Below are 15,008 nucleotides of genomic sequence, written 5' to 3'. Positions count from 1 at the left end.
GCCGGTCCGGCCGCGTCCTGTCCCACCCCGGAAAGGGCCACTCGCGCGGCAAGGCGGGACGGGCGCATGCGTGCACGCACAGAAACTCTTCGCGCACGGAACCCTTCGCGCATTGAGCCCCGGCCGTATTGGCCGGTGCGCGGATCCCGAATCGCGCTTCAGTGAAGCGGCAATTCCATTCTCCCGCAAGGGTTTCAAGGAGGCTTGCGGAGTGACCTATCCCTCAGACCCTCCCGCATGCGGCCCGCTTCCGCAGCCGGGGAATACCAGGGTGCCTCGAACGCTAACCGGAGCGCAGCCCTCTCCTTCGCCGCGCAACCGGATTTGGCTCAACATCGGTGCTCGGCGGACTCCGTGGATCGCTCGTATACGGCGCCTCCTCCAAGGGGGCACTTGCCAGCAGCACGATTTTTCAACGGCCCATGGCCGGTTCGTTGACACGAACTGAACTTCGAAAGCTGGCCAAATCCGTACGGCCGTGCACATGACACCTGGCAGGGTGGACCCCGTAATCCAAGGGGTTTTGACGCTCTGTCGGGGACACGCCCGGGAGGTTGATCCTCTTGACCAGCCCACTTCCCCTCATGCAGGGTTGCTGTTCCGAGGAAGGCTGCGCCCCGTCACGGCACTGCCTGCTCTCACTGAAGTTCCACCCCCGCAGCGGCATTTCGGCGATGCATTCCTTGCTTCCGTTCCCGCGCAAATTCCGCTCACTCGGTGGGCGGATCGCACACGCCTGCCCAACGGCTTCCCAGCGAGGGCCCGCGGGTTCTTTCTGCGTGCCGAGAATTTCAAAGACGCCTAATGAGGGTTGGTGCCATGTCTGTCCAGGAGGACTCCAGTAGCCCGCTGACCGGAGCCCAGCAGGGACTCTGGTTCGCCCAGCGGCTCGACCCCGCGAACGCCGCCTACAACACCGCCGAGTACGTGGAGATCCACGGGCCGGTGGACACCGCGCTGTTCGAGACCGCGCTGCGCCGCACCGTCGGCGAGGCGCAGACCTTCGCGCTGCGGTTCACCGACACCGCCGACGGCCCCCGCTCCGCGCCGGCCGCGGGTGACGACTGGCCGCTGCGGCTGGTGGACGTCAGCGGTGAGGCGGACCCGCGCGCGGCGGCCGAGGCATGGATACGCGCCGACATGGCGACGGCGGCCGACCTCTCCGAGGGGCCACTGTTCACCCACGCCCTCTTCACCGTGGCCCCCGACCGCTTCTTCTGGTTCCTGCGGGCCCACCACATCCTCCTCGACGGCTACAGCTACAAGCTGGTCGCCCGGCGCCTGTCCGAGGTCTACGCGGCGCTCGCGGACGGCCGCGAGGTGCCCGAGAGCCCGTTCGCCCCGGTGAGCCGGCTGCTCGACGAGGAGACGGCCTACCGGGCCTCGGAGCGTTTCGTACGCGACCACGCCTACTGGACCGGCCGGTTCGCCGACTCCCCCGGTGCCACCGGGCTCACCGAGGCCGTCGCACCGGCCGCCGCCTCCTTCCTGCGCCGTACGTCCCTGCTCTCCGCCGCCGACACCGAGCGGCTGTCCGCCGCGGCCGCGCGCCTGGGCGCGGCGCGCAACGACCTCGTCGTCGCGGCCGTCGCCGCCTATCTGCACCGGGTCACCGCACAGCACGACATCGTGCTCGGACTGCCCACCATGAGCCGGCTCGGCTCCACCGCCCTGCGCACGCCCGGCACGGCGTCCAACATCCTGCCGCTGCGCCTCGCCGTCACCCCCGCCACCACGGCCGGTGAGCTGGTCGGGGCCGTCGCCGCGGAGTTACGCGACGTCCGCAGGCACCAGCAGTACCGGGCCGAGGACCTGCGCCGCGACCTCAAACTCATCGGCGGGGCACGGCGGTTGTACGGGCCGGTCGTCAACCTCGTCCCGTTCGACGAGGAGCCGCCCTTCGGCGGTCACCGCACCACCTCGCACCATCTGTCCGGCGGCGCCGTCGAAGACCTCCAGATCAGCGTGCGGCCCGGCGCGGGCGGTGAAGGGCTGTGGATCGCCTTCGACGCCAACCCGGCCCTGTACACCGAGGCCGAACTGGAGGACCACCAGCGGCGGTTGCTGCTCCTGCTCGACCAGCTCACCGAGGCCGACGCCACCCTGCCGCTCGCCCGCGCGAGCCTGCTGCACCCCGGTGAGACACCCTCGTACGCCGCCGAGGCCGCGCGCACCGCGCCCGACGCCGTCCTGCCCGCCCGCTTCGAGGCCCAGGCCGCCCGCACCCCGCACGCCGTCGCCGTCACGTACGAGGGCGCCTCGCTGACCTACGCGGAGCTCAACGCCCGCGCCAACCGGATCGCCCGTCTGCTGGTCGAGCGCGGCGCGGGACCGGGCGAGGTGGTGGCCCTGGCGCTGCCCCGCTCACTGGAGCTCGTCGTCGGCCTGCTCGCCGTGGTCAAGTCCGGCGCGGCGTATCTGCCGCTGGACCCCGGCTACCCGGCCGAGCGCATCCGCGCGGTGGCCGAGGACGCCGCACCCGCGCTGCTCGTGACCGACGCGCACACCGCGCCGACGCTGCCGGAGACCGGCGCCGCCACCGTGGCCGTCGGGGACCCGGCCGTCGAGCGCGACCTGGCCGCGCGCCCGGACACCGACCTCACCGACGCCGACCGCCCGGCGCCGCTCACCCCGGGCGACCCCGCGTACATCATCCACACCTCCGGCTCCACCGGGCGCCCCAAGGGCGTGGTGATCCCGCACTCCAACGTCGTACGGCTCTTCGAGACGTCCGCCGCCCATTTCGCCTTCGGCGCGGACGACGTGTGGACGCTCTTCCACTCGTACGCCTTCGACTTCTCCGTCTGGGAGTTCTGGGGGCCGCTCCTGCACGGCGGCCGGCTCGTCGTCGTCCCGTACGACACCAGCCGCTCCCCGCGCGACTTCCTGCGGCTGCTGCGGCGCGAGGGCGTCACCGTCCTCAACCAGACGCCCTCGGCCTTCCAGCAGCTCGTCCAGGCCGACCAGGAGGCCGGTGACGAGGACGGTCCGCTCGCCCTGCGGTACGTGGTGTTCGGCGGCGAGGCCCTGGAACCCGCGCATCTGCGCCCCTGGCTGGAGCGGCACGGCGACGAGTCGCCCGCCCTCGTCAACATGTACGGCATCACCGAGACCACCGTGCACGTCACCCACCAGCGCGTCACCCGCCAGCTGATCGAGGACCCGCGCGCCCGAAGCGTCATCGGCACCGCGCTCCCGGACCTGCGGGTGTACGTCCTCGACCACTGCCTCCAGCCGGTTCCGCCCGGTTGGGTGGGCGAGATGTACGTGGCGGGCCCCGGTCTCGCCCTCGGCTACCTCGACCGCCCCGAGCTGACCGCCGAGCGGTTCGTCGCCGACCCCTTCGGCGCACCCGGCGAGCGGATGTACCGCACCGGCGACCTGGCCCGGCGCGCGGCCGACGGCACCCTGGAGTACGCGGGCCGCTCCGACCACCAGGTGAAGATCCGCGGCTTCCGGATCGAGCCCGGCGAGATCGAGGCCGCGCTCGTCGGCCACCCGGGCGTGGCCCGGGCCGCCGTGGTGACCCGGGAGACGGAGGGAGCGGCCGACCGGATCCTCGTGGCCTACGCGGTCCCCGCCCCCGGATCGCGTCCGGAACCGGCCGAACTGCGTCGCCATCTGGCCGAGTCGCTGCCCGAGCACATGGTGCCCAGCGCGTGTGTCGTCCTGGACGCGCTGCCGCTGACGGCCAACGGCAAGCTGGACGGCAAGGCCCTGCCCGCCCCCGACTTCGCCGCAGCGGCCACCGGCCGCGCCCCGGCCACCGGGTCCCAGGCGCTGGTGTGCCGCCTCTACGAGGAGCTGCTGCGGCTTCCGGAGGGCACGGTCGGCGCCGACGACAACTTCTTCGACCTCGGCGGGCACTCGCTGCTCGCCACCCGGCTGATGACCCGGCTGCGCTCCGCCACCGGCGCCGAGGTGTCCATGGCCGCCTTCTTCGCCCTGCCCACCCCGGCGGCGCTCGCCACCCACGTGACGTCCGACGGCGGGCGCCCGGCCCGGCCGCCGCTGGTCCGCGCCGAGCGGCCGGACCCGGTGCCGCTCTCCGCCACCCAGCAGAGCATGTGGTTCCTCAACCAGCTGGACGGGGCCGCCGCCACGTACAACATTCCGCTGGTGGTCCCGCTGGCGCGGGAGGTCGACGTGAACGCCCTGCGGGCGGCCCTGGCCGATGTCGCCGACCGGCACGAGAGCCTGCGCACCCTGCTCCCGGAGACCGGCGGCACACCCCGCCAGGAGATATCCCCGCCGGGCACCCTGCGGCCCGTGCTGCACCTCGTCGACTGCCCCCCGCAGGAGGTCGGGGCGCATGTCGCCCTGGCGCGCAGGCACCGCTTCGACCTCACCCGGGACCAGCCGCTGTGGGCCGGTCTGTACGGGACGGGGGCGGCGCGGACGCTGGTGATCGTCCTGCACCACAGCGCGGCCGACGGCTGGTCGCTGCGCCCGCTGGCCGAGGACCTGTCCGCCGCGTACGCGGCCCGCGCCGAGGGCCGCGACCCGGGCTGGGACGAACTGCCGGTCCAGTACGCCGACTACACCCTGTGGCAGCGCGAGCTGCTGACAGGCGCCACCGGCTTGGCGGACCGTCAGCTGGCCTTCTGGAAGGACGCACTCGGCGGCCTTCCGGTGGAGATCCCGCTGCCCGCCGACCGGCCCCGCCCCCAGACCCCGGGCCGCCGCGGCGGCCATCTGACCCTCGACGTCTCCGCCGAGCTCCACCGCGCCCTGCTGCGCCTTGCGGACGAGAGCGGCGCGAGCCTGTTCATGGTGCTGCAGAGCGCCCTGGCCGCCCTGCTCACCCGCTGGGGCGCGGGCACGGACATCCCCGTCGGCACCCCCGTGGCCGGGCGCGCCGACGAGGCGCTCGACGACCTCATCGGCCTGATGGCCAACTCGCTGGTCCTGCGCGCCGACACCTCGGGCGACCCCGGGTTCCGCGAACTGCTCGCCCGCGTAAGGGACTTCGACCTGGCCGCCTACGACCACCAGGACCTGCCCTTCGACCGGCTCGTGGAGGAGCTCAACCCGGCCCGCACCCCGGCCCGCCACCCGCTCTTCCAGGTCATGCTCGCCCTGCAGAACAACACCGAGGCCGTGCTGCGGCTCGGCGGCAACGAGGCTCCGCTGCGGCCCAGCGCCACCGGCACCGCCAAGTTCGACCTCTTCGTGGACGTGGTGGAGCACCGCGGGCAGGACGGCGCCGGAGACGGCCTCGCCTGCCACATCGAGTACGCCGCCGACCTGTTCGACCACGCGACCGTGGAGCGCGCGGCGCGAGCCCTGCACTCCCTGCTGGCCGCCGTGGCCGACGACCCCGGCCTGCGCCTCGGCGCCCTGCCCGCCCCCGAGCCCGCTGTCCGGGCCGAGGCGGCTTCGGGTGCGCTGTTCGACGGCGCGGACCTGGAGCGCGGACTCCTCGCCCGGGGCGATCTGCGCGACGCCGTGGCCGTGGCGGGCGCGGACGGCCGGCCGACCGTGTTCGCCGTGCCCACCCGGGCCGCCGCGGCCGAGCAGGCGGCCCGCGCCCTGCGGCGCACCGACTCCGAGCCCGCTCCCCGGATCGCCGCAGTCAGCGACCTGCCGAGGAACCCCGACGGCACCCTGGACACCGCGGCGCTCGGCCGACTGCCCGTCATCGACACCGAGGCCGCCGAGCAGTGGGAGCGCGGCCTGGCCCAGCTGCCGGGCGTCCGCTCGGCGACCGTGGCCCTGGAGGAAGTCACCGAGCAGATCGGCCGGTTGTACATCGGCTCGTCCTCCTCGCGTACGGACGCCCCCGCGCACACCTCCGGCGCCGACGCCGGCACGGCCGTGCCCGCACTGAGCGAAGGGCCCGAGCTGCCCGAGCCGACCGTGGGCAGTTGGGCCGAGGCGCTGCGGCGGGCGGCCGAGGGCGGCCCGCACGCCGAGGTCGTCCACGTCCGCAACGACGGCACCGAGACGCGGCGCAGCTACGCCTCGCTGGTCGAGGAGGCCTCCCGCGTCCTGGGCGGTCTGCGCGAGCTCGGGCTGCGCCCCGGTGACCAGGTGATCCTCCAGTGCGAGGACACCGAGGACTTCCTCGCCACCCTGTGGGGCTGTGTGCTGGGCGGCTTCGTCACCGTGCCGCTGACCGTCCCCGTCTCGTACGCGACGACGTCGGCGCCCCTGACCAAGCTGGAGGGTGTGTGGGAGATGCTGCACCGCCCCTGGATCATCACCTCCGCGTCCGGTGAGGCGGGCCTGCGCGATCTCGCGCGGCGGCGGGAGTGGCCCGGGCTGCGGCTGACCACGACCGACGCGCTGCGCGCGGGACCGCTGGACGAGGACTGGCACCCGGCGCTCCCCGACGACGTGGTGCTGATGCTGCTGACCTCGGGGAGCACCGGGCTGCCCAAGGCGGTCCGGCTCAGCCACCGCAACGTCCTGACCCGGGCGGCGGCCACCGCCTCCCTCAACTCGCTGACCGAGCACGACGTCTCGGTCAACTGGATACCGCTCGACCATGTCACCGGTGTGGTCATGTTCCATCTGCGCGACGTCTATCTGGGCTGCCGCCAGGTCCATGCGCCGACCTCGTGGATCCTGGAGGACCCGCTGCGCTGGATGGACCTGGCGAACCGGCACCGGGCCAGTGTCACCTGGGCGCCCAACTTCGCGTTCGGCCTGGTCAGCGAGCAGGCGCACCGGATGGCCGGGCGGCCCTGGGACCTGTCTCCCGTACGTCTGGTGATGAACGCGGGCGAGGTGGTCGTCGCCGCGACCGCGCGGCGCTTCCTGGAGGTGCTCAAACCCTTCGGGCTGCCGCAGGACGTGATGCACCCGTGCTGGGGCATGTCCGAGACGTCCTCGGTGGTCACCGACACGGTGCTCGCGGCCGAGCCGCAGCCCGGCGAGGAGACGTTCGTCAGCTGCGGGCTGCCCTACCCGGGCTTCGCCATGCGGATCGTGGACGACCAGGACCGTATCGTCGCGGAGGGCACCGCGGGCCGGCTCCAGGTGCGCGGCACCACCGTGACCTCCGCCTACCACGACAACCCGAAGGCGAACGCCGAGTCGTTCACCCCCGAGGGCTGGTTCGAGACCGGCGACCTGGCCTTCCTGCGCTCCGGCGAGCTCTACATCACCGGCCGCGCCAAGGACGTCATCATCGTCAACGGCGTCAACCACTACAGCCATGAGATCGAGTCCTGCGTCGAGGAACTCCCCTTCGTGGTACGGAGTTTCACCGCGGCCTGCGCGGTGCGCACCGACCCTGCGGCAGGCACCGACGAGCTCGCGCTCTTCTTCCACCTGGAGGAGGGCACGGACGTCACCCAGGCGCTGCGGGCCGTCCGCGGCAAGGTCACCCGGGAGATCGGCATCAGCCCGGCGCACCTGATGCCGGTCGAGGCGGCCGTGATCCCCAAGACGGAGATCGGGAAGATCCAGCGCACCCAGCTGCGCAAGCGGTTCGAGGCGGGCGAGTTCGACTCGGCAGCCCAGGCCTCGGAGATCCTGCTCGGCAGCACCGCGACCGTGCCGGACTGGTTCCTGCGCCCGGTGTGGCAGCGCGCGGAGCGCATCCACGCCCCGGCCGCGCCCGTCGGGCACACCCTGGTGCTTGCCGGACGCCACGCACCGGCCGCCGAGGTGGCCGACGCGGTCGCGGAGCGGCTGCGCGTACGGGGCGCCCGGTGCACGGTGGTCACCGCCGGGCCGGAGTTCGCCCGGCTCGACGCCGCCGCCTACCGGGTGCGCGTCGACGCGGCCGAGGACTACGGGCACCTGCTCGACGGGCTCGCGGCGGACGACCGGCCCGTGGACACCATCCTGCACCTGGGGACGCTCGGCGCGGGAAGCGGTGAACCGGAGAGCGTGGGCGAGCTGCTTGACGCCCAGCGCGACGGCGCCGACTCCCTGCTCTGCCTCGCCCAGGCCCTGACGGCCCGTCACTCCTCGGCCCGCCGGGTCGCCGTCCACTTCGTCGGCGTGGCGGGCCAGGCGGTACTCACGGGCGAGCGCCCCTCCTACGCGCACGGCGCCGTCGGCGGACTCCTCAAGAGCCTGCGCGAGGAGCTGCCCTGGCTGAGCACCGTCCAGGTGGACCTGGCGGCCGGAGGCAGCCCGCGCGAGACCGCCGAGCTGCTGCTCGCCGAGGCCGCCGCGCCGGTGGCCGATGCCGAGGTGGCCTTCCGCGACGGGCAGCGCTGGATACGCCGTCTCGCCCCGCTGTCCGATCCCCTGCCGCGCACCGCGGTGCCCGTCGCCGAGGGGTTCCGCCTCGTCAGCGGCGGCCTGGGCGGAGTGGCCGGGCGGTTCGCGGAGCACCTGCTCAGGGCGCCGGGCACCCGGCTGCTCCTGGTCGGGCGCACCCAACTGCCCGACGAGGACAGCTGGGACAAGCACCTCGCCGAGGGCGGCCCGCTCGCCCGCCGGATCGAGACGTACCGGAACCTGCGCGAGCTGGGCGACGTGCGGTACGCGAGCGCCGACATCACCGACCTTGACGCGCTGCGCGCCGTCGTCGACGAGGCGTCCGCCGCCTGGTCCGCCCCGCTGGCCGGGGTGGCGCACCTCGCGGGCCGCTTCGAGCAGCGGGCGGTGGCCGATCTGGGCCTGGAGGAGTGGCGTACGGCGCTGGCCGCGAAGGTCACCGGCGGCTGGGCGCTGCACCGGCTCGCCCAGGAGCACGCGGCCCGGTCGTTCGTCTCGTTCTCCTCGGTCAACGGCTACTTCGGCGGCTCCATGAGCAGTTCCTACGCCGCTGCCAATGCCTTCCTCGACGCCCTCGCCGCCCATCAGCGTGGCTCCGGCCTGGACGCGCAGAGCCTGGCCTGGAGCATGTGGGACGAGCTCGGCATGAGCGCGGGATACGGGCTCAAGTCGCTGACGGAGGCGCGCGGTTACCGCGTCCTGGACGCCTCCGCCGCACTGCGCTCCTTCGACCTGGCCCGCACCCTGGACGAGCCGCACCTCCTGATCGGTACGGACCGGGCCATGCCGTGGGTGCGCGGCCACGTCCGGGCACCGCTGCGCCCGGTGCACCGCCTGGCGGGCCGGGTGGTCCTGGAGGACGACGCCGACCTCGGCGCCCTGTACACGGCGGCCGGGAAGTCCGCCGACGCGGCCGGGGCCACCGGCAACTGGGTGCTGCGCGCGGCCGGTTCGTCGACGGCCGAGGCGGCCGGAGGAGCCTCCGACGACTCCGCCGAGGGGCTGCGCCGCCTGGAGAAGATCCTCAGCACCATCTGGTGCCGCGTCCTGGAGCGCGACCGGGTCGGCGTCGAGGAGAACTTCTTCGACCTCGGCGGCCACTCGCTGCTCCTGGTCCGCGCCCAGGGCGCGGTCAACGAGGAACTCGGCTGCGAGCTGGGCGTGGTGGACCTGTTCAGCCACCCCAGCGTCCGGGCGCTGGCCCGCCACCTCACCGACATCGGCGCCGGTGGCGCTCCCGCCGGCGCCGTACCCACCACGGCGCCGGACAACGCCCCGTCCGCCGGACTCGACCGCGTACGGCAGCGGGCCGAGCGCCAGCGCGCCGCGCGGGCGGCCCGCCGCCCCGCCCCGAACACCCCGCACACCGAGCACGAAGGACCCCGTAACGATGGATGAGACAGACCGGCCGGAGTACGGGCCCGACACGGCGATCGCGGTCGTCGGCATGGCGGCGCGCTTACCCGGCGCCGACACGGTCGAGGAGTTCTGGGAGAACCTGGCGGCCGGCCGGGAGTCGATCCGGCCCATCACCGACGAGGAGTTCCTGGCGGCGGGCGGCGACCCCGCGGGCCTGGCCGACCCGGACCTGGTGCGGATGGCCTCGGTGGTCGAGGGCATCGACCGGTTCGACTCCGCCTTCTTCGGCTACAGCCCGGCCGAGGCCGAGGTCATCGACCCGCAGCAGCGCCTGCTCCTGGAGTGCGCCTACCACGCCCTGGAGGAGGCGGGATACGCCGACGGGCACGGCGACCTCCAGGTCGGTGTGTACGCGGGAGCGGGCGACAGCCGCTACTACCCGGGGCATGTCCATCCCCGCTTCGCCGGACAGAGCGCCTCGGTCGCCCTGGTCCACGCGGCCACCAGCAACTCTCTTGGCACCCTGGCCACCCGGATCTCGTACGAACTGGGCCTGACCGGGCCCAGCCTCTCGCTCCAGACGGCGTGTTCCACCGCGCTCGTCGGGATCCACACCGCCTGCCAGGACCTGATCGACTACCGGTGCGACGTCGCGCTCGCCGGGGCCGCCTCCCTCAACCCGTCGGCGCTGCTGGGCTACCGGCACGTGCCCGACGGGCCGTTCTCGCCGGACGGCCGCTGCCGGGCGTTCGCCGCCGACGCGGCGGGCACCTCCTCGGGCGACGGCGTCGGCATGGTGGTCCTCAAGCGCCTGGAGGACGCCCTCGCCGACGGCGACCGGATCCGTGCGGTGATCAGGGGCTCGGCCATCAACAACGACGGCCGCCGCAAGGTCGGTTTCACCGCCCCCAGCACCGAGGGCCAGACGGAGGCGATCCTCGCCGCCCAGGTGGCCGCGGGCGTCGACGCGGACTCCATCGGCTATGTGGAGGCCCACGGCACGGCCACCCGCATCGGTGACCCCATCGAAGTGGCCGCCCTGACCCGGGCGTTCCGCGAGAGCAGTGGCCGCGAGCAGTTCTGTGCCCTGGGGTCGGTCAAGAGCAACATCGGCCATCTGGGCGCCGCCGCCGGGATCGCCGGCTTCATCAAGATCGTGCTGGCTCTGGAGCACCGGCAGATACCGCCGACCCTCCACTTCGACCAGCCCAACCCGCTGATCGACTTCGCGGCGAGCCCGTTCCGGGTGCCGACCGCCCTGGAGGAGTGGGACGCCGGCTCCGGGCCGCGCCGGGCCGCCGTCAGCGCGTTCGGGGTCGGCGGCACCAACGCCCATGTCATCGTGGAGGAGGCCCCGCCCGCCCCGGCCGCACCGGCTCCCCGCCAGCAGGAGAACCCGAGGTGGCATGTGCTGCCGCTCTCCGCCCGCACCCCCGGCGCCCTGCGCGGACAGGCCGAGAACCTCGGGCGCCACCTCACCGCACACCCCCAGCTCGACCTGGCCGACGTCGCCCACACCCTGCGCACCGACCGCCCCGCCATGCCCCACCGGGCGGCGGTGGCGGCGCAGAGCGCCGAGCAGGCCGCGCGCATCCTGCTGCACCCGCTCCAGGCACCCGCCGAGGTGCGCGGCGAGGACGCCCCGCCGGTCGCGTTCCTGCTGCCCGGCGGTGGCACCCAGTACATCGGCATGGGCGCCGGGCTCTACCGCGACCTGCCGGTCTACCGGGACGCCGTCGACCGCTGCGCCGCGATCCTGCGGCCCGTGACCGGCCGCGATCTGCGCACCGCGCTGTACCAGCGCACCGAACCCGGCGGCGTCGACGCCTTCCTGGCCCTGGTGGTCACCGAATACGCCCTGGCCACCGCGCTGATGGAGCACGGCGTACGGCCCGCCGCGTTCATCGGGCACTCGCTGGGCGAGTACACCGCGGCCACACTGGCCGGGGTGATGTCGCCGGAGGAGATGCTGCCGCTGGTCGCGGAGCGGATCCGGCTGATCGCCTCGGCCGGGGGCGCGACCGTGGGCGTGGCCCTCGGCGAGGAGGCCCTGCGCGGCTACCTCACCGACGACTTGTCGCTGGCGGCCGTCAACGGCCCGGCCGCCTGTACGGTCGCGGGGCGCCAGGACGCGGTGGCGGCCCTGGAGGCGCGGCTGCTCGCGGACGAGGTCGCCTTCCGCCGGCTGCGGTTGCCGGCGGCCGCGCACTCCCACGTCCTGGACCCGATCCTGCCCGCCTTCGCGGACGTCCTGCGGACGATGACCCTGCGGGCACCGGCCATCCCGTACATCACCAATGTCACCGGCACCTGGGTCACCGACGAGCAGGCGACGAGCGTCGAGCACTGGCTCGACCACACCCGCCGCACCGTCCGGTTCGCGGACGGCATCGCCTCGCTCTGGCAGCACGGCAACCCGCTGTTCGTCGAGATCGGCCCCGGCGACAGCCTCGCCAAGCTGGCCGGGGCCCGGCTGGGGGACGCACCGGTGGCCACGGTCCCCACCATGCGCCACGCCAAGGCCGCCAGCCCCGACGGACAGGTCTTCGCGGAGGCGCTCGGCCGCCTGTGGAGCGCGGGCGTGCCCGCCGACATCACCGGCCCGGACGAGGCCCGCGAGCCGCGCCGGGTGCCGCTGCCGGGGTACGCCTTCGAGCGGCGCCGCCACTGGATCGAGGCGCCCGGCGCCAGGCCGGCCGCCGGTACGGACGACGACGCGGCGCCGGGGAGCGGCTCCGGCCGGGCACCCCGGCCCTACCTCACCACCGAGTACGCCGCGCCCCGCACCCCGCAGGAGCACGCCGTGGCCGGGCACTGGGAGGAGGCCCTGGGCATCGAGGGCATCGGCGTCCACGACAACTACTTCGACCTGGGCGGCGACTCGATGCGCGCCGTGATCCTCGCGGGCCGGATGCGCACCGAGGGCGTCCTGGACGTCCCGGCCGCCGCGTTCCTGTCGGCGCCCACCGTCTCGGGGCTCGTCGCGCTCGCCGGGCGCGGCGGTGCGGCCGGGCGGGACGCGTTCGCCCCGCTGCTGCCGCTGCGCGCCGACGGCGACCAGCGCCCGCTGTTCTGTGTGCACCCCGGCGCGGGCATCGCCTGGCGCTACACCGGACTGCTCCCCCACCTCGGGGCCCGCCAGCCGGTCTACGGCCTCCAGGCCCACGGCCTCGACGGCACCCGGGAACCGGCCGCCGACGCCAAGGACATGGTCGACTCCTACCTCGCCCATCTGCGCGAGGTGCAGCCGGAGGGCCCGTACCGGCTGATGGGCTGGTCCTACGGCGGGTTCGTCGCCCATGCGATGGCCACCGCGCTGCAACGGCAGGGCGAGGAAGTCGAGTTGCTGGCGATGCTGGACGCCCCGCTGACCCAGGACGAGGCCGCCGACCCGGCCGCGACCGAGCGCCAGGTGGCGTCCCTGCTCGTACGCGTCGCGGGCCTGGAGATGCCCGACGGCGGGGCGGCCGACGTCGACGAGGTGATCCGGCTGATCGGCGAGGACGGCGCGGAGCGGGGGCCCTCGCCGGTGACCCGCGAGGAAGCGCTCGCGATCGCCCGGGTGATGCGCAACAACCTCGCCATCGCCCGCGAGTTCGCCCCCGAGGTGTTCCGTGGCGACGTGCTCTTCTTCAGCGCCACCGAGGACGCCGGCACCCCCGCCGACCCGGCCGACCTGTCGCTGACGGCCGGAAAGGCCGACAGCTGGCGCCCGTACACCGGCGGCGTCCTCACCGACCACGCCGTGCCCTGCGGCCACTACGAGATGACCGAGCCGGAGCCGATGGCCCGCATCGGCGCGGTGCTTGCCGCCGCCCTGCGGCCCGCCGCCGGATGACCACCCCAACGCCGCGCCGCACACCCAACCGTGCGGCGCGCCGCGGCTCCGGCCGCGCAGCAACGAAGGGATCAACCGTGCCAAGTCCGTTCGAGCCCCGCGGCGAGGACGAGCCGTCGCACCTGGTGCTCGTCAACGCGGCGGGAGAGCACTCCCTGTGGCCCGCGTTCGCCGCCGTACCGGCCGGATGGGACGTCACCGGACCCGCCGCCGCCCACCGTGTCTGCCTCGCCCGCCTGGCGCGGGCCGACCGCCACCCGTCCCCCGCGACCCCCTCAGGAGCCACCCCGTGACCCAGGACCTGTACGAACTCGGTGACGCGCCGCCGCTGGGCGAGGCGCCCAAGCGCATGTACGCCTCACTCATCCGGCCCGAGCGCTACGGGCCGCCCATCGACGCCTTCCGTACCGAGGTCGTCGACGTGCCCCCGGTCGGGCCCGGCCAGGTCCTCATCAAGGTGATGGCGGCCGGCGTCAACTACAACAACGTCTGGGCCTCGCTCGGCGACCCCGTCGACGTCATAGCGACCCGCCAGAAGCGCGGCGCCGTCGAGGACTTCCACATCGGCGGCTCCGACGCGTCCGGCGTCGTGTGGGCGGTCGGGGAGGGCGTGCGCCTCAAGCCCGGCGACGAGATCGTGCTGCTCGCCAATGTGTGGGACGAGAGCGCCGAGGACATCCGGCTCGGCGCCGACCCGTCCACCTCGTCCTCGCAGAGCGTGTGGGGGTACGAGGAGAACTACGGGTCGTTCGCCCAGTTCGCCGTCGTCGACGAGTACCAGTGCCACCCCAAGCCGAAGCGGCTCTCCTGGGCGGAGGCCGCCTGCTACATGGCGACCGCCGCCACCGCCTACCGGCAGCTCTTCGGCTGGGAGCCGCACACCGTGCGCCCCGGCGACGCGGTGCTGATCTGGGGCGGGGCGGGCGGCCTGGGCTGTATGGCGATCCAGTTGGTACGGCAGCGCGGCGGCATCCCCATCGCGGTGGTCTCCAGCGACGAACGCGGCGAGTACTGCGTGAGGCTGGGCGCCAAGGGCTACATCAACCGCCGCGACTTCGACCACTGGGGCCGGCTGCCGGACACCTCCGACGACGAGGCGATGGCCGGGTGGCTCAAGGGCGCCCGCGCCTTCGGCCGCCGCTTCTGGGAGGTCCTCGGTGAGCGCCGGGCCCCCAGGATCGTCCTGGAGCACTCCGGCGCCGACACCATCCCGACCTCCATGTATCTGTGCGACAACGCGGGCATGGTCGTCATCTGCGGAGGTACCACCGGCTACAACGGCGATGTGGACCTGCGCTTCCTGTGGATGCGCCAGAAGCGGCTGCAGGGCTCCCACGTCTCCAACGCGCGCGAGGCCCGCGAGGTGACCACGCTCATCGACCAGGGCCTGATCGACCCGTGCCTGTCGCTCACCCTCGGCTTCGAGGAGATCGGCAAGGCCCATCAGCTGATCCACGACAACCAGCACCCGGCGGGGAACATGGCGGTTCTGGTCAACGCGAAGGCGTAGCAGGTGGTTGGGGGTGGTTGGGGGGGGAGGCCAGCACCCCCTCCCCCCCCGATTCCCGCCCAACCTCAAAAACCCAGTGCGGCGGCGAGCACCCCCCCCCCGAGGAAATGATACGGGAGA

4 protein-coding genes are annotated in these 15,008 nt (G+C 73.8%); all 4 read left to right on the top strand.

The window, feature by feature from the left end:
- Window positions 1-819: 819 nt before the first annotated feature.
- The 4 genes from ACZ499_RS34060 (at window position 820) to ccrA (ending at window position 14,888) form a co-directional block, all read left to right on the top strand.
- Window positions 820-9,579, top strand: a complete 8,760-nt coding sequence (locus tag ACZ499_RS34060; RefSeq protein ID WP_468680271.1) for an amino acid adenylation domain-containing protein — start codon at window positions 820-822, stop codon at window positions 9,577-9,579.
- Window positions 9,572-13,378 carry a type I polyketide synthase gene (locus ACZ499_RS34055; protein ID WP_468680269.1) on the top strand — a complete coding sequence of 1,269 codons (3,807 nt, stop codon included), beginning with the start codon at window positions 9,572-9,574 and terminating at the stop codon, window positions 13,376-13,378. Before ACZ499_RS34060 ends, ACZ499_RS34055 begins: the two co-directional genes overlap by 8 nt.
- Window positions 13,379-13,455: 77 nt before the next feature.
- Entirely contained in the window at window positions 13,456-13,671 is a 216-nt protein-coding gene (locus ACZ499_RS34050; RefSeq protein ID WP_468680267.1) for an MbtH family protein, read from the top strand.
- A 56-nt stretch (window positions 13,672-13,727) separates the two neighbouring features.
- The gene (gene ccrA / locus ACZ499_RS34045) at window positions 13,728-14,888 is read left to right on the top strand and encodes a crotonyl-CoA carboxylase/reductase (protein WP_468680399.1); all 1,161 of its coding nucleotides are present in this window, start codon (window positions 13,728-13,730) and stop codon (window positions 14,886-14,888) included.
- Window positions 14,889-15,008: the final 120 nt, after the last annotated feature.

The sequence above is a fragment of the Streptomyces sp. NPDC031265 genome (genome assembly GCF_055570295.1).
Note: the sequence above shows the minus strand (reverse complement) of the source record. Positions and strands in the feature narration are given on the sequence as shown.

Coding starts and splice junctions, on each gene's coding strand:
- ACZ499_RS34055 (WP_468680269.1), top strand. CDS start 9,572: ATGGATGAGACAGACCGGCCGGAGTACGGGCCCGACACGGCGATCGCG.
- ACZ499_RS34060 (WP_468680271.1), top strand. CDS start 820: ATGTCTGTCCAGGAGGACTCCAGTAGCCCGCTGACCGGAGCCCAGCAG.
- ccrA (WP_468680399.1), top strand. CDS start 13,728: ATGTACGCCTCACTCATCCGGCCCGAGCGCTACGGGCCGCCCATCGAC.